We start from the raw sequence: 21610 nt of genomic DNA on the forward strand, positions 1-21610 counted from the left end.
GTGCCCCTCCGCCTCAGGCACCACTACTGCGAACGTCTTCGATTCCAGGAACTCTTCGAGACCGGCCCGACCCATCTCGCGGCCGATCCCCGACTGCTTGAACCCGCCGAACGGGCTGTCGGGACTGAAGTAGTTGCCGCCATTGAGCGAAAAGGTGCCGGTACGGATACGGCGGGCGACTGCGAGCGCACGGTCGTGGCTGCCGAACACGGCGCCCGACAGTCCGTAGATCGAGTTGTTCGCGATGCGCACCGCATCGTCGTCGTCCTCGTAACCGATGACGGCCAGCACCGGCCCGAACACCTCTTCCTGGGCGATCTCGCTCTCGGGATCGACGTCCGCCAGCAATGTCGGGGTGTAGAAGTAACCGGGATCGACCTTCTCGCCGCCGGTCACCAGCGTGGCGCCGGCCTCGACCGCACGCCGGACCATCCCGTCGACCTTGTCGCGCTGCTTGGCGCTGATCAACGGACCCATGTAGGTCGACGGGTCGGCCGGATCCCCGAAGCGGACCATGCCGAAGTTCTTCTTGACCAGCTCGACGATCTCGTCCTTGTGACGGTGGGGCACCAGCAGCCGGGAGGTCAGCGCGCAACCCTGGCCGGCGTGGGTGACCATGCTGAACGCGGAGAACATTGCGGCTGTGCCGAAGTCGGCGTCGTCGAGGACGATCGCCGCCGACTTGCCGCCGAGCTCGAGGAACACCTTCTTCAGCGTCCCGCTGGCGGCGGCCATGATCGCCCGTCCGGTGGGGGTGGACCCGGTGAAGGTCACCATGTCGACGTCCGGACTGGTGGTCAGTGCGGCGCCGACAGACGGGTCGGCGCCGGACAGCACGTTCACCACACCCGCCGGGATGTCGGTGTGCTCGGCGATCAGCTCGCCGAGCGCCAGCGTGATCAGCGGCGTGTCGGGGGCGGACTTCAGCACGACGGTGCAGCCGGCGGCCAGCGCCGGGGCGAGCTTGGCCAGCGCCAGCTGATTGGGATAGTTGTAGGCGATGATCGCGGCGACGACGCCTGCGGCTTCCTTCTCCACCCAGCGGTGGTGTTGCATGCCGCGACTCTCGATGTTGCCGAGGTCCTCGCTCAGCGGGTAGGTCTTGAGCAGCTCGGCGTAATACCGCACGATCTCGATCGGCTGATCCAACTGCGCGCCCTGACACAGGGCCGGAGTCGCGCCGACCTCGGCGATGGTCAACGCCGCCAGCTCGTCGCGGTGTTCGAGCAGCGCCGCGTGAAACTGCTCCAGACACCGGATCCGCAACGCGGTGTCGGTCGCCCAATCGCCGGTGTCGAAGGCGTTCCGTGCCGCGGCCACCGCAGCCTCGGCATCGGCGACCGTCGCGTCGGGGGCGTGGCCGAGCACTGCACCGGTCGCCGGATTGAGCGAAGGAAACGTCCGTTCGGTCTCGCGGAGCTCGCCCCCGATCAGGAGCCGACGCCGGACGCGGTTGACGTCCGCGTTCGCACCATTGATCTCGGCGGAGATCGTGGCTGTTTCCTGCATCATCCTCCTCGGCAGCTGTGATGTCACAGGCGCGATGTGGGGTTATGTGACGGAAACTGCATTCTCATCACCGGCGAATCATACATTCGCCGGATGAGAACTCAAGAAAATGCACGGAACCGTCCCTGCCTGCGACGAACGGTGCGACAATCCTGCACTGAACGTCTCACCAGTGCGAACACGCGACCCAACTTGTCTTGCGGTTCCACGCAATGCGAGAGTACGGTTCTCATAATCGGAAGGATGATTCTTGATGGCTGAGGCGAGGGTTGGAGCCTGCGAGTGAGGAACGCTGTGGTGACCGGAGGCGCGTCGGGTATCGGCGCCGCCGTGGCGGAACGGCTTCGCGCAGACGGCTTACGCGTGGCGACAATCGATCTGAACCCCGGCGACGAAAAGTTCTCCTACGGCGCCGACGTCACCGACCGGGCTGCCGTCGATGCCGCACTGGGTGAGATTCGGAGCGAGTTGGGACCGGTGACGGTGTTGGTGAATGCCGCGGGACTGGACCGCTTCAAGAAGTTCCTCGATCTGAGCTTCGACGAATGGCAGAAGGTCGTCGACGTCAACCTCAACGGCGTCTTCCACTGCGTACAGGCAGTGCTGCCGGACATGATCGAGGCCGGCTGGGGCCGCATCGTCAACATCTCGTCCTCGAGCACGCACTCCGGCCAGCCCTTCATGTCGCCGTATGTCGCGGCCAAGTCGGCCGTCAACGGCCTCACCAAATCGCTGGCGCTGGAGTACGGACCCGCCGGAGTCACCGTCAACGCGGTCCCGCCCGGCTTCATCGACACCCCGATGCTGCGTAAGGCCGAGCAACGCGGGTTCCTCGGCGACACCCAGAAGCAGATCGAACAGACCCCGGTACGGCGCATGGGCCGCCCAGAGGACATCGCCGCGGCGTGCGCGTTCCTCATCTCCGAGGAGGCCGGCTACATCACCGGACAGATCCTGGGCGTCAACGGCGGCCGGAACACCTGACAAGCCACCACATTCCAGCGAAAGGACCACACTTCATGGGACGCGTGCAAGGCAAGGTCGCCTTCATCACCGGCGCAGCGCGCGGGCAGGGCCGCAGCCATGCGGTACGGCTCGCCGAAGAGGGTGCCGACATCATCGCCGTCGACATCTGCGAGGACTTCGACACGGTCGGCTATGCGATGGCCAGCCCTGAGGATCTCGAGGAGACCGCCAAGCTGGTCGAGAAGACCGGCCGGGGAGTCGTGACGGCCAAGGCCGACGTCCGGGATGCCGCGCAGGTGCGCGCCGCATTGCAGACGGGTGTGGCCGAGTTCGGCAAGCTCGACATCGTCGTGGCGCAGGCGGGTATCGCCGCGATGAAAGGTCAGCCGCCGATGCAGGCGTGGACCGACGGCATCAACACCAACTTCGTCGGCACCATCAACGCCATCCAGGAGGCGTTGCCGCATCTGCAGGAAGGTGCGTCGATCATCGCGACCGCGTCGGCAGCGGCGCTCATGGACGCGCACAACAAGCCCAACCCGGGTAACGACCCGGGCGGAATGGGCTACATGGTCTCGAAGAGGTTGATCTCGGAGTACGTGCACTACCTCGCCACCGAACTGGCGGTGCGCGGGATCCGCGCGAACGTCGTCCATCCGACCAACTGCAACACCGACATGCTGCAGAGCGAACCGATGTACCGGTCGTTCCGGCCGGATCTGGAAAAGCCCACGCGCGCCGACGCGGAGCCGGTCTTCGGTGTGCAGCAGGCGATGAAGGTCAACTACATCGAACCGGAGGACATCAGCAACGCGGTGCTCTGGCTCGCCTCCGACGAGGCCCGCTACGTCACCGGTATGCAGTTGCGCGTCGACGCCGGCGGCTACCTCAAGTGGTACGACTACCACGTGTGATCGACAAGCGGCGGATGACGGGCAACACCGGGTTGAGGAGGAGAGGCCGTGAAGGTTTGGGTTGATTCGCAACGGTGCCAGGGGCACACGCTGTGTTCGATGATCGCACCGGATTCGTTCGAGCTCAGCGACATTGACGGCACCGCCTCGCCGGTCAACGAGATCGTCCCGGCCGACCAGGAGGACGCTGTCCGGGAAGCCGCGCAGTCGTGCCCGGAACAGGCGATCTCGATCGACGAGTGATGAGCGCTTGCGCGAAGAACAGACAACCGGATGAGCGCTTGCGCGAAGAACAGAACAGCCGTGAGCATGAGTGCGAAGCGAGAGCTAGGGAGACAGCCTTGAGTGTCGACGACGTCGTGAGCGGCACCGCCGACGACAGCCGCAAGAAGAACACGTACTACTTCGACCGGCACACCCCGGAGTACCGCCTGCAGTTCGAGAAGATCACCGAGGAAATGCAGGCCAAGTGTCCGATGGCGTGGTCGGAGACCTACAACGGGCACTGGGTAGCCGCCGACAGCAAGCACGTCTTCGAGCTGGCGCGCTGCCCCGCGGTGTCGAATCATCACGACATCTCCGGTGAGACGCCGTTCCAGGGCATCACGATCCCGAAAGCCAGCCGTGCCACGGTAGTTCGCGGCGGCATTCTGGAAATGGACGAGCCCGAGCACAGCGCCTACCGCGGTGCGCTCAACCCGTACCTGTCCCCCGCGGCGATCAAGCGCTGGGAACCGTTCATCGACGAGATCACCCGCGCCGCTCTCGACGAGCACATCGAATCGGGCCGAATCGATTTCGTCGACGACCTGGCCAACGTGGTGCCTGCGGTGTTCACCCTGGCGATGATGGGCATCAAGCTCGACAAGTGGAACGTGTACAGCGAGCCGACACACGCATCGGTGTACACCCCCGAACACGCGCCCGAGCGCGAGAAGATCAACGAGCAGCACCGCGAGATGGGCATCGATCTCATCAACAACATGATGGAGATCCGCGAGAACCCGCGCCCCGGCCTGGTGAATGCGTTGTTGCAGTTGCGTATCGACGGTGAGCCCGCTCCGGACATGGAGATCCTGGGCAACCTCGGTTTGATCATCGGCGGCGGCTTCGACACCACCACCGCGTTGACCGCGCATGCCCTGGAGTGGCTGGGCGAGCACCCAGAGGAGCGGGAGCGGCTGAGCAGGGAGCGGACCACGCTGCTGCATCCGGCCACCGAGGAGTTCCTGCGGTTCTTCACCCCGGCACCCGGGGACGGTCGCACGTTCTCCGAGGACGTCGAGGTCGAGGGCCAACAGTTCAAGAAGTTCGAGCGGTTGTGGCTGTCCTGGGCGATGGCGAACCGGGACCCGTCGGTGTTCGACCGGCCCAACGAGGTGGTGCTGGAACGGAAGGGTAACCGTCACTTCAGTTTCGGCATCGGCGTACATCGCTGCGTCGGCTCCAATGTGGCGCGCACGGTGTTCAAGTCGATGCTCACCGCGGTCCTGGACCGCATGCCCGACTATGTGTGCGATCCGGAGGGCACGGTGCACTACGACACCATCGGGGTCATCCAGGGCATGCGCAACTTGCCGGCGACGTTCACCCCCAGCAAGCCACTGGGCCCCGGCCTGGACGAGACGATCGAGAAGCTGCAGCGGATCTGCAACGAACAGGAACTCGCGCGGCCCATCACCGAACGCAAGGAAGCCGCCGTGATCTCCTGATCCGGCCCGTGTTTCGCGTCGGGGTGGTTCGATGGGTAGCGGCGGTTCCGGCGGAAGGAAGGCGCAGATTCATGAGGCTCAGCAAGATCGGCGCCGTGGTCGCCGCGCTGATGGCGACGGCGGCGATGCTCGCACCGGTCTCCCAGGCCACCATGAGGCAGGGGAACTACGATCTGCTCACCAACCGGTATGACCGGGCGTCGTGGTTCTGGTTCGTCTCGATATGCATCCCTGAGAAGACCCCCGAATGCGTCGACGTCGCGGCGCGTCCGCGCCTGCAGTTCTACGAATACTACGAGAGCAAGGCGTGGCTGGTCGACGGCCGCTACTCGTTCACCGTCGACGTTCCCGACGGATTGCGCTGCCCCGGATACAACCTTCCGACCCGGGAGACCTATTCGTGGGACGCGGTGACCCTGGTCGGCACGATCGACTCGAAGTACGACGTCGGCTGTTTCAATGGCCCACCCGGCACCCAATTCTGGACATTCGCCCTGCAGCGTCTGTGATCTCGACCCAGGTGCCTCGCCGGCACACTCAGAGCGACGAGTAGCGCTGCCGTATCGCGGTGAACCGGGCCCACATCTGCGCGGTCCGCTCGTGCGCGGTGACGGTTGCGGTCCCGGCCGGTAACACATGCGCCAGGTCGGACTGTTTGACGACCCTGGTGTGCAGCGTCACGGGCGCCCCGTCCAGCATGTGCCGGTAGGTGAGATTGCCCCGCCCGAAGCCCTGGGTGTCGATCCAGTTGTGATAGCCGGGGTCGGTGTGGGCGAGGATGAGCCGGATCTTGCCGTCGGCGTCGACGCTCGTCCGGCTCGGCGTGTAGCTGACCGGGCGATACAAGAAGTCCATGCTGTTGAAGAACACGCCCATGTTGGTCAGAGACCACAGTCCGTCGTGGGCGTCGAACTCGATGATGAGGGCTTCGTCCGGCGCGAGGACCCAGTGCATGTTCACCGCGGCCCGCCCACGCTTGGCGTCGCCGTCATCGGAGGTGATGCGCGGGAAGCGGTTCGGGTGTTCGGCGTCCACTCCCCCGTAGGTGAAGGGAAACTCGGGCCAGTCCCGCATCACGCCCGTCAGGAAGTCTCCGGCCCACCCGATCGCCTCGACCATCTGCCCCGCAGTGGGCAGGGGCTTGGGTTCGGCCATGTCGACCCGCTCGATGCTGAGGCGAGCCGGGATTTCGTCCCAGGAGTCGAACCCCTGGCGGACGAACAGTTTCCGCGATTCCGGCGTGGTGGGCAGCCAGTTCTGGGCCCGGGCCGGGCCGCCGACGTACACCTCGAAGGCCCCGTCCCGGTCGGTCGAGAGTTCCGCCGCGGACAGGTTGGCCTCGGGCACGTCGCCGAACGGTTCGTGCAGCACCCCCGGCCCGTCCGGGCGCCGACCCTGCACGGTGATATTGAAGAACCGTGCCGTCCCCCGCTCGCCGGAGATGCGGTAGGTCGAATCCCCGTCGATCCAGGCCTGTTGATAGGTGAAGTCCGCGCAGTCACCTCCCAACTTGCGTGCCGGTCCGCAGAACTCGTGCAGGACCGGATATTTCGTGTTTCGAGTCTCCAATGCCAGGTCGAAGGCCTGGCCCAGGTTCTGGGTGAGGAACCGTAGCGCGTCGACACGCTGCAGCCCGTCGATCGGGTTGTGCTCCTTGAAGATCTGCTGTCCCGCCGCTGTCAGCTGATGGCAGAACGTCTCCCAGGCACGGCGCAGCGCGGCGTCGTCCGGTCCGTCTCCATAGGCCACCGTTACCGACCCTTCTCGATGTCGGACAGCATCTCCGACAGCACTGAACACGCTCGCCGGGATGCCGCGAGGGAACCCTCGCCGGCGATCCGCGGACCGATCAGCTCCAGGTCGAATCCGTGTGCATAGCCGCCGGCCAGCGCGCGCGACACCACCGTCCCGATCGGGATCGCGCCGTCCCCGGGAACAGCGCGCGCGGGTAGGGCCCTGTCGCCGAGCACATGATCGCTGAGTTGGATCAGCTGGGTCCTCGGCAGCGCGCGGTCGAGCAGGGAGCCCAGATGCGCCTCGGTCCAGCAGTGGAACAGGTCGACACAGATGCCCAGCCCGGCCGATTCGGCCAACTCGATCGTGTCGCGCAGCGTGTGGGCGATGTGAATGTCGGCATAGAGACCCGATGCGTTCTCGATCGCCAATGCGACACCCGCCTGACGCGCGTCCTCAAGACACGGTTGCACGGCTTCGCAGAAGCGGCCGGCCGCCTGCTCCCAGCTGGATTCTCCGCGACCACCGGTCAGCATGTAGATCACTCTCGCGTCCGCCCTCGCCGCCGCTTCGATGACCCGCCGCAAGCCGTCGGCCGAGCTGAACAGGTGGAAGACCGACTCCACGGAGTAGCCCTGTGCCGAGATGACGTCGGTGAGCGCGGGGTCGAACAGTTGATCGTCGATCAGGCTGAGGCGACTGACCCCGAGCGCCTCCCACGCGTGACGCAGCTCGGCGGGTCCGGCACCGTGAAAAGTGACCGAATGCACCGACAGTCGCTGGTCCACCGCAGCGGTCATGTCAGTCACGGTTCTCGATCTCGACGCCGAACCTCTCCCGGAAGGGCCGGAACTCCTCGTGCAGCGCTTGGAGGTCCTCACCGATGTCGGTGAGAAGGCTGGTCGAGTACCGGAACTTGCCGTGCCGGTCCCCTTTGTTCGACGCGAGGTAGTCGCGCATACTTGCCTCGGCTTCTGCAGTCAGGGTCCGGCCGGCGAACGTGTAGTAGTCCCGCACCGTCGCGACGGGCTCGGCGACAAAGTCGGTGTATCTGACATGCCGGATCCGCGGGTCATTCACCGCAGCGCTCGTCATGGTGTTCGCGATTCCGGCTCGTGTGAGTTCCAGATGCATTTTCGCCGCCGCGCGCAGGTCGACCGGTCCGGCCAGACCTTCGAGTATGTCGGCCATCATCATCGTGCGGGATGCGGCCACCTGCACCGGATCCCGGTGCAGCCACACCAGGCTGGCATCGGGATACGCATCGAACAACTCCGTCAACCGGAACCCGTGGAAACCTTTCAACACCCAGTACTTGCGCGGTCGCTGATACTGGAATTGTTGCAGCATCGCCTTGTGGATGCGGTACTGGGCGACCGCGTCGGTCGGGAGCCCGCCGACCACGGTCTGCATCGGCACCCGCCACCACGCCGTCGGTGTCATCACGCGGAAGTCGAACGCCCAGGTGCGTTCGTCCTCAGGCAGCCCGTCGCCGAGCATGTCGTTGTACGGGTGACTGTGCAGCCACTTCGGGACCATCGTGTTGATCTCACGCCAGTCGGCGTCGGCCAGCGCACGCCGCCGGTCGTCGGGCCCGGCACGTCCGGGCGGCGGGGACGGGTACATCACCTCCCAGAACCGCAGCGCCCGGGCGTCAGGGTCCACGGACATCAACGCGTGCATCAGCGTCGTGCCGGAACGGGGTTCTCCCGTGACGAACATCGGCCTGTCGATCACCTCGTCGGCAATCGGAAAGCGTGTCCTGTCCTCGAAGAATTCCAACCGTGTGGTCAACAGCCAGTGGCACACATCGGCGGCCCGGCGGTGGCCGTCCTCATCCATTCCCAGTGCGTTGAGGTGCTCCACCGCGACCGCGAAACGCTCAGGCAGCGTCGGGTCGCCGTAGTCGTCCAATCCGGTCTCATCCTGTGCACGAGCGAGAAGTGCCGTGGCGTCCAGCTTCTGCGTCATTCGACCGCCCCGCACAGCATCATCAACTCGTCCTCTGCCTCCCTGACGTTGCCTGCCGAGGCTGCGGCGTGCCCGAGGCCGGCCATCGCCGAATAATCGAGGATCTTCGGAACCCGCAGACCAGCATCGACGTAGTCCTTGATGACGCGGGCCACCTGTCTCGGCGTCCCGTGGGGCACCAGGGCCAGGACCATCTCCGGCTCGACGCGGCCGAGGAACTCGACGATGCGGTCCCGGGTCAGGACTGCGGGGTCGACGTCGTGGAAGCCGTTCCAGTGCGGCCCCATCGGATGTTCGAAACCGAACCTGCGCAACACGTCTGCCGAGACCTGCAACAGGAACGATTTGACCAGCGGAGCCTGCAGGACCTCCGCGAGTGCGGACTCGTCGCGGCCCATGAGGCAGACCTGGATGAAGCACGGCGTGATCTGGTCTGGGTCACGGCCGGCCTTCTCCGCAGAAAACCGCACCCGCGTGAGCTTTTCGGCATAGTCGTCGGGTGTCCACGCTCCGGCCGGCCACCACCCGTCCGCATATCGGCCGGCGATGTCCAGCGACCTCGGGCCGCTGGCGCCTATCCAGATCGGGGGGAACCGGCCGTCGTACGGCTCGGTGTCGAGCCGCGCGTTGTGCAGCCGGTAGAACGTCCCCTCGAAGTCGACGGGTCCGTCGCTCTCCCACAACAGCCGGATGACGTGCAGTGCTTCCTCGAAACGTCCGACGGGACGGCTGAACTCGAACCCGTACGGCAGGATATTCTCGCGCTCACCGCTGCCCAGCCCGAGGATGAACCGCCCCTTGGACAGGTGGTCGATGGTCAGTGCGCTCTGCGCCAGGCTGGCCGGGTGCCGTCGCACGGTGTCCACGACGCTGGTGGCCAGCGGCACGTTCTCGGTCAGGACGGCCGCGGCTGCAGCCACGGACATGCCGTCGAGGTGACGGTGCGGGGACGGCGAGGCGGTGGCGAGATCCGTGAACTCGGGCGTCCAGATCGAGTCCGGCCAGAAACTCACCATATGGTCGGGCAGCCAGATGGAGTGGTACCGGCCGCTGTCGAGTTGTCCGAGCTGCCCGAGGTCCAGCGGCAGCGTGGTCCGCAGGAACGCGGCGGGCTGGACCTTCATCGATCGCTCCTCGCGTCCGCAGCCATCGATCGCTCCTCGCGTCCGCCGCCATTGATCGCCCCCCGCGTCCGCAGCGCCGGCTAGCGGCGGGGAAGCCCCAGCACCTGCTGGGCGATGATGTTGCGCTGAATCTCCGACGTGCCACCGGCGATGGTGCCGCCGAAGCTGCGGCAGTAGCGCTCGAACCAGCTGGCGAAGTAGTGGTCCAGGTTCATGTGCTCATACGGACCGGACGTCGCCGGGTGCACCAGGCCCTCGAGCCCGGCCGCCTCCAACGCAAGACCCTCGATGCGCTGTTCGGCTTCGGCGCCAAGCAGTTTCGGGATCGACACCGACGCGACGTCGACCTCGCCGCGCGCCGCCTTGGCGATCCCGACCGAACCGAGCAGCCGCAGAGCCTCGTAGTCCATGATGCTGGTGGCCAGCGCGTCACGCTCCAGCGCGTTCCCCGGCTCGAAGTCGGCGATGCAGTTGGCGATCCGGTCGGCGAAGCCGAGCCACATCATCGTCCGCTCGTGTCCGAGCGAACCGTTGGCCACCCCCCAGCCGCCGTTGAGCGGTCCGACGAGGTTCTCCACCGGCACCCGCACGTCGGTGAAGAACACCTCATTGAAGTCGAGGTTGTCGATCCCGGTCATGTCGGCGAACGGCCGGCACACCACACCGTCGAGATCAGTCGGGATCAACAGCACGCTGATGCCCTTGTGCTTGGGGGCATCCGGGTCGGTGCGCACGAACGTCAGCAGGAAGTCGGCGTCGTGCGCGCCCGAGGTCCACACCTTCTGACCGTTGACGACGAAATGGTTACCGTCCTGAACCGCCTTGGTGCGCAACGACGCGAGGTCGGATCCCGCGCTCGGCTCGCTCATGCCCAATGACGCCGTGCGCTCGCCGCGCAGCACCGGAACGGCCCACTGGTGCTTCTGCTCGTCGGTGCCGAAGGTCAGCAGCGAAGCGGCGATGATGTTGACGCCCTGCGGGTTGAAGCTGTGGTAGATCCGGCGCCGGCACAGCTCCTCGGCGTGCACGAAGGTCTGCAGAACCGAGGCGTTTCGCCCGCCGAACTCCGGCGGTTGTGCGGGCAGCAGCCAGCCGTTGTCGAACAGCAGTCGTTGCCAGTCGCGGGCCCACTGCGGCATATGCGAGACCGAGCGCGGCCGCTCCAAAGTCTGGGCAGCAGAGGGGGTGTGCTCGTCGAGAAAGGCGGAGAACTCGGCGCGGAACTCCTCGACGTCGGTGTCGAAAGCCAGCTGCATTTACAGATCCCTTCCGTATTCCTCCGCGATCATCGCCCGGTGCTCGGCGGCGCCACCGAGCATCAACTCCCCCGCCTTGGCCCGCTTCAACGCGAACTGCAGGTCGTTCTCCCAGGTGAAACCCATGGCGCCGAACAGTTGCACGCCGTGCCGGAAAACCAGCGTCTGGCACTCCCCCGCTGACGCCTTGGCCATCGCGGCCGCGAGCCGTCGGCGCGGATCGTCTGCGGCGATGGTCAGCGCCGCGAAGTAGGACAGCGCGCGGGCACGTTCGATCGCGACGTACATGTCGGTGGCCTTGTGCTGAACCGCCTGGAAGGTGCCGATCGCCACGCCGAACTGCTGTCGACTCTTGGCGTGCTCCAGCACCAGGTCCAGGATGCGCTGGCAGGCGCCGACCATGGTGACGGCCATACCCATCAGCGCCACATGATGCGCGCGCTCGGTGTCGGCCGACACCCGGTCCGCCTCGGACACCTGCGCACCGGCAAAGGACACCTCGGCCACGTGCAGGACCGGGTCGAACACCTCGACGCGCCGGGTGGTGGCTTTGTCCGCGTCGACCAGAAAGACCCCGGCGGGGGTCACCACGGCCAGTCGGTCGGCACGGTCGCCGTCGAGCACGAAGCGGTCGGTGCCGGACAGCACCCAACCCTGGGCGTCCCGGTTGGCGGTCACTCCCGAGTACACGGCTGTGCCGGCCCCGCTGGAGTCATAGCGGTCGCCCACCAGGGGCGCGAACTGGGTCAGGGTGGCCAGGAACGGGGTCGGGTCGGTGACCCGCCCGAGTTCTTCGAGCACGATCGCCAGCTCGACGGCATTCTCGGGATCCGTCAGCTCGGTCCATCCGGCGTCGAGATAGCTGTTCCACAACGGCGTCGGGTCGAGGCCGTTCTCGGCGATATCGCGGATCAACGATGCCGGGCACTGCTTGGACACCGCGTCGCGCACGGTCTCCTGCCACAGCTTCTGATCAGCATCGAACTCAAGTAACACCCGCACGCCTCCTGACGACCGACCAGCTCGGAGAATAACATTCTCCTAGTTGATCTCGCCATTCTCTCCTACCGGGTATCGATTCTCGGCAGACTGCGGTGACACGACCGGACAGCACCCCGCCCGACCTGCGCGGATATTAAGCACTCTGCTGGAGAACAGAGTTCTTGATAATGAAGAACAACGATCTACACTGGATCCGTGGCGGCCGCGCCCTCGGCTGCGCGAACAAAGGACGGACGCGGAATGAAGGACAGGATCCTGTGAAGGTTCTCAGCGACGGGTCCATCGGAGCCGAGGCGGACGCGAGCATCCCGGTCATCGACGCCAGCGTGCACATTTTCTGCCAGTCCAACAAGGACCTTCGGCAAACCTTCCTCCAGGAGCCCTTCCGCAGCCGCGGCTTCCCGGACTACGAAATGGACTGGTACGGCGCCCCCGGCGGCGAGTACGCCGACCGGACAGAGGGGCCGGACGGCCAGTACCCCGGCTCGGATCCGGAGGTGGTGGCCAAGCACCTGTTCACCGACCGCGGCGTCGACATCGCCATCCTTCACCCGATGACGCGGGGCATCATGCCGGATCGCCACCTCGGCACCGCGCTCGCCTCTGCACACAACGAGATGATGGTGACGCGCTGGCTGGACCACCCCGATCTGGGTGAGAAGTTCCGCGGCACGCTGCGGGTCAACCCGGATGACATCGCGGGTGCGCTGCGCGAGATCGAGAAGTACCGGAACCACCCGCGCATCGTGCAACTGGGAATCCCGCTGCAGTCGCGCGAGGTATACGGCAAGCCCCAGTTCTGGCCGCTGTGGGAAGCCGCAGTCGACGCCGGCTGGCCTGTGGCAGTGCATTTCGAGGTCGGATCGGGAGTCGCGCTGCCCCCGACGCCCAACGGCCTCACCCGCACCTATGAGCAGTACGTCGGCTTCACGGCACTGAACTTCCTCTACCACCTGATGAACATGATCGCCGAGGGGGTGTTCGAGAGACTGCCCGACCTGAAGTTCGTCTGGGCCGACGGCGCGGCGGACCTGCTGACGCCGTTCATGTGGCGAATGGACTGCTTCGGCCGGCCGCACCTGGAGCAGACACCGTGGGCACCGAAGATGCCCAGCGACTACCTTCCCGGCCACGTGTTCTTCGTGCAGGGCGCCCTGGACGGCCCCGGTGATGTCGATTTCGCCGGCGAATGGGCGGGCTTCACCGGGAAGGACGACATGGTGATGTACGGGTCCAGCTATCCGCACTGGCAGCTCAACGAGTTGTCGGTGCCGGCCGCGTACACCGCCGAACAGCGCGACAAGTTGTGCTGGCAGAACGCCGCGCAGCTGTACGGCATCCAAAGCCCGGTCATGACCGTCCCGGCTGCGGCACAGTAGAGGTAGCGAGGAGGCATCAACATGACCGTCACGGCTAACCCACGAGTACCTGCCGCTGAGCGCATCGCAGTGCGTTGCGTCGACTCCGACGTCCACCCCGCACCCCGGCGCGGCGATCTCGTCCAGTATCTCCCGGAGCCGTGGCGCAGCAAGTACTTCCTCACGCGCAAGGTCGGCGAGCAGATCTACTACGACGCACCGGACTACGCGCACTCCTACGCGATGCGCATGGACGCGTTCCCCCCGGACGGCGAATTCGCTTGCAGTGACCCCGATCTGGCGTTCAAGCAGTTGATCATGGAAGCGGGCGCCGACATCGCGATCCTCGAGCCTGCCGCTTACCCGGCGCGGATCCCCGAGGCGCAGCACGCGATGTCCGTCGCGCTCAACGACTGGCAGGCCAACCATTGGCTCGACAGCCACAACAACTGGCACGAGCGCTGGCGCGGGTCCATCTGCCTGGCCATCGAGGAGCCCGAGGCCAGCGTGGCCGAGATCGAGCGCTGGGCCGGGCATCCCTACATGGCGCAGATCTTGATCAAGGCCGAACCCCGGCCGTCGTGGGGAAACCCGAAGTACGATCCGATCTGGGCCGCGGCCAGCAAGCACGACATCACGGTCAGCTGCCACCTGTCGCGCAGTCACTACGACGAACTGCCGATGCCGCCGGTCGGATTGCCCAGCTACAACCACGACTTCATGGTCACGTACTCGCTGCTGGCGGCCAATCAGGTGATGAGCCTGATCTTCGACGGCACCTTCGACCGCCACCCGAACCTGCGCATCGTGTTCGTCGAGCACGCGTTCACCTGGATCCTGCCCCTTATGTGGCGGATGGACGCTCTCTACGAAGCCCGTAAATCCTGGATGGACATCAAGCGCAAGCCGAGCGAATACGTCAAGGACCACATCAAGTTCACGACGCAGCCGCTGGACTATCCCGAGGACAAGACCGAACTGTCCCGGGCCTTCGAGTGGATGGAATGCGAGAAGATCCTGCTGTTCTCCAGCGACTACCCGCACTGGACATTCGACGACCCGCGCTGGCTGGTCAAGCACCTTCCCGAGCATGCCCGTGAGGCCGTGATGTTCAAGAACGGCATCGAGACCTACAAACTGCCGGACACCGTGCCCGCGCTCGAGGGCCAGGTACGGGTCTTCTGACGATGGACAAGGACAAGACGCCCCGGCTGGCGCAGGGGCGGGAACACATCGTCGCCACAGTCGATGAGATCCCGCCGGGCACACACAAACTCGTCCCCATCGGGCGCCACGGCGTCGGCGTGTACAACGTCAACGGGACGTTCTACGCGATCGCCAACTACTGCCCGCATGAAGGCGGGCCGCTGTGCTCAGGCCGGGCCAGGGGCCGCAACATCGTCGACGAGTCCGTGCCCGGGGACGCCGTGATGGTCCGCGATATGGAGTACATCTTCTGCCCCTGGCACCAGTGGGGGTTCGAGCTGGCCACCGGGACCACGGCGGTCAAGCCAGAGTGGAGTATCCGCACCTATCCCGTCCGGGTCGTCGGCAACGACGTCCTGGTTCAGGCCTAGCACCCACTTCGCGCCACTGAAATCGGAGAGACGTTGCCCAACAAGTCAATCGAGATCAACGGCGGAAACGTCGTCTACGAAATCCTCGGCAAATCCGGTGATTTCATCGTTCTCACCCCCGGCGGACGGTTCAGCAAGGACATCCCCGGCCTCAAGCCGCTGGCCAAGAAGCTGGTCGAGGGCGGCTACCGGGTGCTGCTGTGGGACCGGCCCAACTGCGGCAGATCCGATGTGCAGTTCTACGGTCAGAGCGAATCGCACATGCGCGCCGAGACGCTGGCCAAGCTGATCACCGAGCTCGGTATCGGGCCGGTCATCCTGCTCGGCGGTTCCGGCGGGGCCCGCGACTCGATGCTCACGACCATGCTCTACCCCGAACTGGTCACCAAGCTCGTGGTGTGGAACATCGTCGGCGGGGTGTACGGGTCGTTCGTACTGGGCTCGTACTACATCGTGCCGAGCATCCTGGCTGTGCGCGGCGCCGGGATGAAGGCCGTCGCCCAGGTCGCCGAATGGCAGGAACGTATCGCCGAGAATCCGGACAACGAGGCTCGCATCCTCGGCCAGGATCCCGACGTCTTCCTCAAGCTGATGTTGCGCTGGCTCAACGCCTTCGTGCCCAAGCCGGGTCAGACCATCCCGGGGGTGGAGGACGAGATGTTCGACAACATCACCGTCCCGACCCTGATCATCCGCGGCGGCGAGAACGATCTCGACCACCCGAAGCGCACGTCGCTGGAGGTCAGTTGCCTGATCAAGGGTTCCACGGTGATCGATCCGCCGTGGCCCGAGGACGCGTGGGAACGCGCCGGTGAGGCGCGCGCCTCGGGGAAGGTCAAGCGCTTCAACATGTTCGACACCTGGGTGCAGGCCGCGCCGGCGATCCTGGACTTCCTGCAGAAGTCGAAATGACCGCGGGCGCGGCATCCCGAGTGTGGGCCCTCTGCACATCATCGGGCGGATATCGGTACACGAGGCCCACAGTCGCCCGCTCAGTCCGTGAGGACGATGCGGACCTCACTGTTGGTGGCAGCCTCCAGCGCGGTGTGGATGCGGCTCTCCGGGATGCGTACCAGGTCGGCCTTGCGCAACGTCACCGTGATGATGTCCCAGCCCTCGTCGCCCGCCGCCCGGTCGACCACGCCGGTCAGCCCGAAGCCGGCGAGCACACCGTGTGCGTCGTCATCGGTGCCGTGACTGACGAAGGTCAGCACGCCGGGGACCGGATCGGTGGCGAAGGCGCCGGCGCACAGGCTGATCGCCTTGTCCTGCAGGGCTTGCGGATCGCTGCCGCGCATCAGGATCTCCACCTCGCGGCGCGTGGGCGGCAGCGCGGGCAGGTTGTTGTCGATCAGCTCGGCGCCGGCATCGGCGGCCAGCCGGCCCAGCTCGGCCATACCGGCACTCAGCTGGTCGGAGGTCAACTCGCCGGCCAGATCGACGCCGACCCGCACCACCGCTGTTCGCATGCACGGAAGGGTAACCGGAGATGAGCACGGCGATGAACACCGAACTGACCGTCGCCGCATGGCCCGGGCTGACACCGCGACTGCTCCGTACCGGGCCGGGTCCCGAATCAGGCGACCAGTACCGCGACGCGGGCGGTTATCTCCCGTTGGACGACGTCGACGCCCTGCACGACGCGATCGCCCACGCGGGCGTGCTGGGCCGCGGCGGCGCGGCGTTCCCGATGGCGGTGAAGCTGTCCACCGTGCGGAGGGCCTTTCAGCGCGGCGCCGACACCGTGCTGGTGGCCAACGGCGAAGAGGGTGAACCCGCCTCCGTCAAGGACCGATGGCTGTTGCGCAACCGCCCGCACCTGGTGCTCGACGGGCTACGGCTGGCCGCGCAGATCATCGGTGCCCGGCATGCCCACGTCTACGTGTCCGACGCCCGGGCCGCCTGTGCGGTCCGTGCGGCGCTCGGTGAGCTGGCCCCCGATGCGCTCGACGACCTCACCGTCACCGTGCAGGTCGTCGAGCCCACCTACGTGGCCGGCGAGGAGACCGCTGCGGTGCGGGCCATCAACGGCGGGCCCGCCAAACCGACCGACAAGCCGCCCCGGCCGTTCGAAGAAGGGGTGGGCGGCCTGCCCACCATGGTCAGCAACGTCGAGACGCTGGCCAACCTGCCCCACGTGCACCGTCACGGCGCGGCCGACTATCGCCGGGAGGGCACCGAGCGCTCCCCGGGCACGTTCCTGGCCACGCTGACCGGCGGTGGTCGGTCGCCCGGCCTCTACGAACTCCCCTTCGGTACGTCCGCCGCTGATCTCGTTGCCTTGCACGGCGTTCCGGTCGACAGGATCCGCGGAGCGCTGATGGGCGGGTACTTCGCCGGCCTGCTGGACCGGCGTGTCCTCGGCGGCGCACTCGACCACGAGTCGCTGCGTGGCCTCGGCAGCGGACTGGGGTGCGGGGCGGTGTCGCTGATCACCGACGAGTGCCCGGTCGCGGTCGGCGCCTCGGTGCTGTCCTACTACGACCGCGAGAACGCCGATCAGTGCGGTTCGTGCTTCAACGGCACCGCGGCGATGGCGGCCGCGGCGGGGGCGCTGCGCGACGGGGTCGCCGACGCCGACGACCTGGCCCGGCTGCAGCGCTGGTCGGTCGTCCTGCGCGGCCGCGGGGCGTGCGCCACCCTCGATGCCGCCTGCAACATCGCGGCCAGCCTGTTGGCCATGTTCCCCGATGATGTGGCCCGCCATCTGACCGCGGACTGCCCGACCTGCAGCGCAGGTGCTTTCCATGCCGCCCGGCCGTTCGAAGTGGAGTCACTGTGACCGACAGGATGCGGATCAAGCTCGACCGGACGCTGTGTGACGGCTTCGGCGTCTGCGCCAAACATGCGCCGGAGTACTTCTCGCTCGACGACTGGGGGTACGCCGTGCTGGTCGGCGACGGCGACATCCCCGAGCAGGACCGGGATGCCGTCCAGCGCGCCCTGCTGGACTGTCCGGTGCACGCGATCCTGGAGATCGGCGAGCGCCGCCCGGACGAGACACCGATCCGACCGTTGCGCGAGCCTGATCTGGAGAACCTCAAGATCGAGGACAACGAAGCGGAATGGGGCTTTTCGCGATGAGCGCTCGCGCGAAGAGAATTGAGCACCGATGAGCGCTTGCGCGAAGAGAATCGAGTACCGATGAGCCGACTTCCGCTGCCGCAGTTGACCTTCGACAACGAGTTCTTCTGGACCTCGGGTGCCGACGGCGTGCTGCGGATCCAGGAGTGCGGGGACTGCAAGGCGCTGATCCATCCTCCGCAGCCGGTGTGCCGCTACTGCCACGGCCACAACATGGGGCCCCGCGAGGTGTCCGGACGCGCGGTGCTCTCGGCGTTCACCGTCAACGAGCGGTTCTCGATCCCGGGGTTGCCCGCGCCGTACGTCGTGGCCCAGGTCGCGATCGAGGAGGACCCGCGAGTCCGGCTGACCACCAACATCATCGACTGTGACCCGGGCGAACTGGAGCTGGGCCGTGTCGTCGAGGTGGTGTTCGAGCAGAACGACGACGTGTGGCTGCCGCTGTTCCGGCCCACCTCGGAACCGGAGACCGCGCCGCTGCCCGACGACGAGATCGCACCGCAGGACTTCGGGAAGTTCGTCCGGCCAATGCTGACGACGACGAAGTTCGAGGACACGGCCGCGATCACCGGCATCGGCGCGTCGAAGATGGGGCGGCGGCTGATGGTGTCGCCGCTGTCGCTGACGCTGGAGGCCTGTGAGGCCGCGATCGCCGATGCCGGGCTGACGCTGGCCGACATCGACGGCCTGTCCACCTATCCGGCGATGGACGCAATGGGCATGGGTGAGGGTGGCGTCACCGCACTCGAGGGCGCGCTCGGCATCCGGCCGACCTGGATCAACGGCGGCATGGACACCTTCGGTCCCGGCGGGTCGGTGATCGCGGCGGTGATGGCGGTCGCGACCGGGATGGCGCGGCACGTGTTGTGCTTCCGCACGCTGTGGGAGGCCACCTTCAACCAGTTGATGAAGGAAGGCAAGGTCTCGCCGCCGGGCGGGGTCAGGGTGAACAACTGGCAGGCGCCGTTCGGGGCCACCTCGGCAGCGCACACGCTGGCGCTCAACGCGCAGCGGCACTTTCACCGGTACGGCACCACGAAAGAGACGCTCGGCTGGATCGCGCTCAACCAGCGCGCCAACGCCGCCCTGAACCCGACGGCGATCTACCGCGATCCGATGACGATGGACGACTATCTCAACGCGCGGCCCATCACCACACCGTTCGGCCTCTACGACTGTGACGTGCCGTGCGACGGAGCCGTCGCCGTGGTGGTGTCCGCCGTCGACGCCGCTGCCGATCTGGCGAAACCGCCGGTGTACTTCGAGGCGGTGGGCACCCAGATCATCGAGCGCACCGACTGGGATCAGACCACGCTGACCCACGAACCCCAGGTACTCGGGCAGGCCGCCCACCTGTGGACCCGAACGTCGTTGCGTCCCGCGGATGTCGACGTCGCCGAACTGTACGACGGGTTCACGTTCAACTGCCTGTCCTGGCTGGAGGCCCTCGGGTTCTGCGGTATCGGCGAGGCCAAGGACTTCCTCGACGGTGGCGCCGCGATCGCCCGCGACGGGGTGATCCCGCTCAACACCCACGGCGGGCAGCTGTCCCACGGGCGCACGCACGGCATGGGTCTGATCCACGAGGCGGTGTCGCAGCTGCGGGGTGAGGCCGGTGACCGGCAGGTGTCCGACGCCCGGGTGGCCGTCGTCAGCAGTGGTGGACTGACGCCCAGCGGCGCACTGCTGCTGCGGACCGGCACATGACGACGGCGCCGCGGCCGCGGGTCGTCCTCGTCGACGGCATCCCGATGTCGGGTCTCGTGGCGCAGGTGGCGGATCCGCTCGCGGTGATCGTCGCGGTGCACGGTGGTGCGACCTCGGCGGCGTACTTCGATTGCCCCGGCCACCCGGAGCTGTCGCTGCTACGGGCTGCGGCGGCAAGCGGTTTCACCGCGATCGCGCTGGACCGGCCCGGGTACGGCACGTCAGCGGTGTATGCCGGTGAATTCGCCGATCCGGCCCGTCGGGTGGCCGTCACCTCCGACGCGGTGGACAAGGTGCTGGCCGGCAGCGCCCGCGGCGCGGGGGTACTCCTGCTCGGCCACTCGGCCGGATGCGAACTCGCGCTGCGCCTCGCGACCACCCGCGACGACGTGATCGGTGTCGAGCTGTCCGGCACCGGTCTGCGCTACAGCGATTCGGCCAAGGACATCATCGCCTCCGCGACGATCACCAACCGGCCCGCGGGGCTGCGCGATCTGCTCTGGGAGCCGTCGCGGCTCTATCCCGCCGAAGTGCTCACCGGCGCGCTGTCCGCGCAAGGGGTGGCCTACGAGGGCGAGGTGACGGCGAACTGGTCGCGGCGGGACTTTCCGGCCATCGCCGCCGATGTGCGGGTGCCGGTGCAGTTCAGCATCGCCGAGCACGAAAAGGTCTGGCAGACCGGACCGCAGGCGGTATCGGCGATCTCCGGGTTGTTCGCGGTGTCGCCGCACGTCCGGGTCAACGAGATGCCCGACAGCGGGCACAACCTCTCTGTCGGGCTGACCGCCGGCGACTACCACCGGAAAGTGTTGTCGTTCACCGAGAAGTGCATCGCGGACACACAGGGCCGCGAGCGGAAACAAGTGGAGGCGAGCTGATGCGCGTCGGATTCATCGGGCTGGGCAGCCAGGGCGGGCCCATGGCACGCCGGATCGCCGAGGGAGGCTTCGAGACCACGTTGTGGGCGCGGCGGCCTGCCAGCCTGGAACCGTATGCCGACACCCCCGCGAAGACGGCGGCCACCCCGGCCGAACTCGGCGCTGCCAGCGACCTCGTGTGTCTGTGCGTCGTCGGCGACGACGATGTCCGCGAGGTGCTCTACGGCGAGACGGGTGTGCTGGCCGGCATGGCCGACGGCGGGATCGTCGCGATCCACAGCACCGTGCATCCCGAAACCTGCCGGGAGATCGCCGACAAGGCTGCAGCACAGGGGGTTTCGGTGATCGACGCCCCGGTCAGCGGCGGCGGCCCGGCGGTGGAGCAGGGCACGCTGCTGGTGATGGTGGGCGGCGACGAAGAGGTCGCGGAGCGATGCCGGCCGGTGTTCGCGACCTACGCGGACCCGATCGTGCACCTGGGCCCGCTGGGCAGCGGACAGAACACCAAGATCCTGAACAACCTGCTGTTCAGCGCCAACCTGGGCAGCGCCGTGAGCACCCTGGAACTCGGCGAGTCGCTCGGTATCCCCCGCGGCAAGCTCGTCGAGGTACTCAACCGGGGCTCGGCCACGAGCAAGGCGGTGGGCAGCATCTCGATGTTCGGCGGCACCCTGGACGGGCTGGCCCCGATCGCCGGTGCGCTGCTACAGAAGGACGTCCGGCACGCGGCGAGCCTGGCCGCCGCCGCGAAAGCCGCTGAGGGGGCGGTGTTCACGGCGGCGGATGCGGCGCTCGCGGCCATGGATCACCGCCGATGA

22 protein-coding genes are annotated in these 21610 nt (G+C 66.8%); 14 read left to right on the plus strand and 8 right to left on the minus strand.

Translation table 11 applies throughout. The features are described from left to right. Positions 1-1509, minus strand: a 1509-nt coding sequence (locus MVA01S_RS19275; RefSeq protein WP_040539841.1) for an aldehyde dehydrogenase family protein, incomplete at its 3' end; no start/stop codon positions are given. A 282-nt stretch (positions 1510-1791) separates the two neighbouring features. Here MVA01S_RS19275 and MVA01S_RS19280 point away from each other — a divergent pair. The 5 genes from MVA01S_RS19280 to MVA01S_RS19300 all read left to right on the plus strand — a co-directional run bounded on the left by MVA01S_RS19280 (position 1792) and on the right by MVA01S_RS19300 (position 5610). After that, positions 1792-2493, plus strand: coding sequence for an SDR family NAD(P)-dependent oxidoreductase (locus tag MVA01S_RS19280; protein WP_003928262.1), 702 nt, complete (start codon positions 1792-1794; stop codon positions 2491-2493). Between the two features lie 35 nt (positions 2494-2528). Continuing rightward, positions 2529-3389, plus strand: a complete 861-nt coding sequence (locus MVA01S_RS19285; protein ID WP_003928261.1) for a mycofactocin-coupled SDR family oxidoreductase — start codon at positions 2529-2531, stop codon at positions 3387-3389. Positions 3390-3437: 48 nt separating this feature from the next. Then, positions 3438-3632, plus strand: a complete 195-nt coding sequence (locus tag MVA01S_RS19290) for a ferredoxin (RefSeq protein ID WP_003928260.1) — start codon at positions 3438-3440, stop codon at positions 3630-3632. A 98-nt stretch (positions 3633-3730) separates the two neighbouring features. Further along, on the plus strand, positions 3731-5101 hold the full coding sequence (locus tag MVA01S_RS19295) for a cytochrome P450 (protein WP_040539683.1): 1371 nt from the start codon (positions 3731-3733) through the stop codon (positions 5099-5101). Between the two features lie 71 nt (positions 5102-5172). After that, the gene (locus MVA01S_RS19300; protein WP_003928258.1) at positions 5173-5610 is read left to right on the plus strand and encodes a hypothetical protein; all 438 of its coding nucleotides are present in this window, start codon (positions 5173-5175) and stop codon (positions 5608-5610) included. Positions 5611-5638: 28 nt separating this feature from the next. Here MVA01S_RS19300 and MVA01S_RS19305 read toward each other — a convergent pair whose 3' ends face one another. The 6 genes from MVA01S_RS19305 to MVA01S_RS19330 all read right to left on the minus strand — a co-directional run bounded on the left by MVA01S_RS19305 (position 5639) and on the right by MVA01S_RS19330 (position 12182). Next, complete coding sequence (locus tag MVA01S_RS19305; protein WP_003928257.1) at positions 5639-6850, minus strand: DUF1214 domain-containing protein; 1212 nt, start codon at positions 6848-6850, stop codon at positions 5639-5641. A 2-nt stretch (positions 6851-6852) separates the two neighbouring features. After that, positions 6853-7635: a sugar phosphate isomerase/epimerase family protein gene (locus MVA01S_RS19310; protein WP_040539681.1), complete on the minus strand. Its 783-nt coding sequence runs from the start codon at positions 7633-7635 to the stop codon at positions 6853-6855. 1 nt (position 7636) lies between these two features. After that, positions 7637-8806 (minus strand): sulfotransferase family protein, encoded by a 1170-nt coding sequence (locus MVA01S_RS19315; protein ID WP_003928255.1) that lies wholly within the window; start codon positions 8804-8806, stop codon positions 7637-7639. Next, complete coding sequence (locus MVA01S_RS19320) at positions 8803-9930, minus strand: LLM class flavin-dependent oxidoreductase (RefSeq protein ID WP_003928254.1); 1128 nt, start codon at positions 9928-9930, stop codon at positions 8803-8805. Before MVA01S_RS19320 ends, MVA01S_RS19315 begins: the two co-directional genes overlap by 4 nt. An 80-nt stretch (positions 9931-10010) precedes the next feature. Further along, positions 10011-11186: an acyl-CoA dehydrogenase family protein gene (locus tag MVA01S_RS19325; protein ID WP_003928253.1), complete on the minus strand. Its 1176-nt coding sequence runs from the start codon at positions 11184-11186 to the stop codon at positions 10011-10013. Then, positions 11187-12182 carry an acyl-CoA dehydrogenase family protein gene (locus MVA01S_RS19330; protein ID WP_040539838.1) on the minus strand — a complete coding sequence of 332 codons (996 nt, stop codon included), beginning with the start codon at positions 12180-12182 and terminating at the stop codon, positions 11187-11189. 263 nt (positions 12183-12445) lie between these two features. Between MVA01S_RS19330 and MVA01S_RS19335 the strand changes: the two genes are divergently transcribed. Genes MVA01S_RS19335 through MVA01S_RS19350 form a run of 4 tightly spaced genes read left to right on the plus strand, consistent with a single transcriptional unit; the run spans position 12446 to position 16035 of the window. Further along, entirely contained in the window at positions 12446-13567 is a 1122-nt protein-coding gene (locus MVA01S_RS19335; protein WP_174538967.1) for an amidohydrolase family protein, read from the plus strand. A gap of 21 nt (positions 13568-13588) precedes the next feature. Next, on the plus strand, positions 13589-14731 hold the full coding sequence (locus MVA01S_RS19340) for an amidohydrolase family protein (RefSeq protein ID WP_060941670.1): 1143 nt from the start codon (positions 13589-13591) through the stop codon (positions 14729-14731). 2 nt (positions 14732-14733) lie between these two features. Next, entirely contained in the window at positions 14734-15123 is a 390-nt protein-coding gene (locus tag MVA01S_RS19345) for a Rieske (2Fe-2S) protein (protein ID WP_003928250.1), read from the plus strand. A gap of 33 nt (positions 15124-15156) precedes the next feature. Continuing rightward, positions 15157-16035: an alpha/beta fold hydrolase gene (locus MVA01S_RS19350; RefSeq protein ID WP_003928249.1), complete on the plus strand. Its 879-nt coding sequence runs from the start codon at positions 15157-15159 to the stop codon at positions 16033-16035. Positions 16036-16115: 80 nt separating this feature from the next. Here the strand turns inward: MVA01S_RS19350 and MVA01S_RS19355 are convergent, their stop codons facing one another. Beyond that, positions 16116-16592 carry a hypothetical protein gene (locus MVA01S_RS19355; RefSeq protein WP_003928248.1) on the minus strand — a complete coding sequence of 159 codons (477 nt, stop codon included), beginning with the start codon at positions 16590-16592 and terminating at the stop codon, positions 16116-16118. A gap of 20 nt (positions 16593-16612) precedes the next feature. On the opposite strand from MVA01S_RS19355, the gene MVA01S_RS19360 reads away from it, so the two are divergent. Genes MVA01S_RS19360 through MVA01S_RS19380 form a run of 5 tightly spaced genes read left to right on the plus strand, consistent with a single transcriptional unit; the run spans position 16613 to position 21610 of the window. Further along, on the plus strand, positions 16613-17905 hold the full coding sequence (locus MVA01S_RS19360) for an NADH-ubiquinone oxidoreductase-F iron-sulfur binding region domain-containing protein (RefSeq protein WP_040539675.1): 1293 nt from the start codon (positions 16613-16615) through the stop codon (positions 17903-17905). An 8-nt stretch (positions 17906-17913) separates the two neighbouring features. Then, complete coding sequence (locus tag MVA01S_RS19365) at positions 17914-18207, plus strand: ferredoxin (RefSeq protein WP_040539836.1); 294 nt, start codon at positions 17914-17916, stop codon at positions 18205-18207. A 60-nt stretch (positions 18208-18267) separates the two neighbouring features. Then, positions 18268-19914 (plus strand): thiolase C-terminal domain-containing protein, encoded by a 1647-nt coding sequence (locus MVA01S_RS19370; protein ID WP_003928245.1) that lies wholly within the window; start codon positions 18268-18270, stop codon positions 19912-19914. Further along, positions 19911-20792: an alpha/beta hydrolase gene (locus tag MVA01S_RS19375; protein WP_003928244.1), complete on the plus strand. Its 882-nt coding sequence runs from the start codon at positions 19911-19913 to the stop codon at positions 20790-20792. The genes MVA01S_RS19370 and MVA01S_RS19375 overlap by 4 nt, the downstream gene beginning before the upstream one ends. Continuing rightward, a complete protein-coding gene (locus MVA01S_RS19380) occupies positions 20792-21610 on the plus strand; it encodes an NAD(P)-dependent oxidoreductase (protein ID WP_003928243.1) in 819 nt (272 codons plus the stop codon). The genes MVA01S_RS19375 and MVA01S_RS19380 overlap by 1 nt, the downstream gene beginning before the upstream one ends.

It is taken from the genome of Mycolicibacterium vaccae NBRC 14118 = CIP 105934 (genome assembly GCF_001552715.1).
Taxonomy (GTDB): domain Bacteria; phylum Actinomycetota; class Actinomycetes; order Mycobacteriales; family Mycobacteriaceae; genus Mycobacterium; species Mycobacterium vaccae.

Excerpts from the sequence above, each read along its gene's own strand:
- MVA01S_RS19345 (WP_003928250.1), top strand. The coding sequence starts at position 14,734 with ATGGACAAGGACAAGACGCCCCGGCTGGCGCAGGGGCGGGAACACATC.
- MVA01S_RS19380 (WP_003928243.1), top strand. The coding sequence starts at position 20,792 with ATGCGCGTCGGATTCATCGGGCTGGGCAGCCAGGGCGGGCCCATGGCA.
- MVA01S_RS19310 (WP_040539681.1), bottom strand. The coding sequence starts at position 7,635 with ATGACCGCTGCGGTGGACCAGCGACTGTCGGTGCATTCGGTCACTTTT.
- MVA01S_RS19315 (WP_003928255.1), bottom strand. The coding sequence starts at position 8,806 with ATGACGCAGAAGCTGGACGCCACGGCACTTCTCGCTCGTGCACAGGAT.
- MVA01S_RS19370 (WP_003928245.1), top strand. The coding sequence starts at position 18,268 with ATGAGCCGACTTCCGCTGCCGCAGTTGACCTTCGACAACGAGTTCTTC.
- MVA01S_RS19285 (WP_003928261.1), top strand. The coding sequence starts at position 2,529 with ATGGGACGCGTGCAAGGCAAGGTCGCCTTCATCACCGGCGCAGCGCGC.
- MVA01S_RS19360 (WP_040539675.1), top strand. The coding sequence starts at position 16,613 with ATGAGCACGGCGATGAACACCGAACTGACCGTCGCCGCATGGCCCGGG.
- MVA01S_RS19320 (WP_003928254.1), bottom strand. The coding sequence starts at position 9,930 with ATGAAGGTCCAGCCCGCCGCGTTCCTGCGGACCACGCTGCCGCTGGAC.
- MVA01S_RS19365 (WP_040539836.1), top strand. The coding sequence starts at position 17,914 with ATGCGGATCAAGCTCGACCGGACGCTGTGTGACGGCTTCGGCGTCTGC.
- MVA01S_RS19340 (WP_060941670.1), top strand. The coding sequence starts at position 13,589 with ATGACCGTCACGGCTAACCCACGAGTACCTGCCGCTGAGCGCATCGCA.
- MVA01S_RS19300 (WP_003928258.1), top strand. The coding sequence starts at position 5,173 with ATGAGGCTCAGCAAGATCGGCGCCGTGGTCGCCGCGCTGATGGCGACG.
- MVA01S_RS19355 (WP_003928248.1), bottom strand. The coding sequence starts at position 16,592 with ATGCGAACAGCGGTGGTGCGGGTCGGCGTCGATCTGGCCGGCGAGTTG.
- MVA01S_RS19375 (WP_003928244.1), top strand. The coding sequence starts at position 19,911 with ATGACGACGGCGCCGCGGCCGCGGGTCGTCCTCGTCGACGGCATCCCG.
- MVA01S_RS19325 (WP_003928253.1), bottom strand. The coding sequence starts at position 11,186 with ATGCAGCTGGCTTTCGACACCGACGTCGAGGAGTTCCGCGCCGAGTTC.